General features: G+C 52.4%; 1 protein-coding gene. It reads right to left on the bottom strand.

Features of this window, described 5'->3' with window-relative positions:
• Positions 1 to 146 (bottom strand): CHC2 zinc finger domain-containing protein (locus tag AC2A1E_RS24560; RefSeq protein WP_484385934.1); only part of this gene is annotated, 146 nt, incomplete at its 3' end.
• Positions 147 to 212 lie beyond the last annotated feature (66 nt).

Below are 212 nucleotides of genomic sequence, written 5' to 3'. Positions count from 1 at the left end.
GACGGGGTTTTCTCCCGGTGGAACGGGCACAGCGTCACATAGTCCTTGCCCTGGCGTTTCAGTTCACGCCGCTGGCTTTGTGCCACCTTCAACAGCGACACATCACGCTTCAACTGCTCCAGATCTTCCGGGGTGATCCTGCCCATTTCGCTGCTCCTGTAAAAACCTGTCAATAGGGTTTCAGTAAAAATAACTCGACAAGCATATACTAC

The sequence above is a fragment of the Serratia sp. HNCC26DJ206 genome (assembly GCF_057180605.1).
The sequence above is the reverse complement of the archived record's forward strand: the minus strand, read 5'-3'. Positions and strand labels throughout refer to the sequence as shown.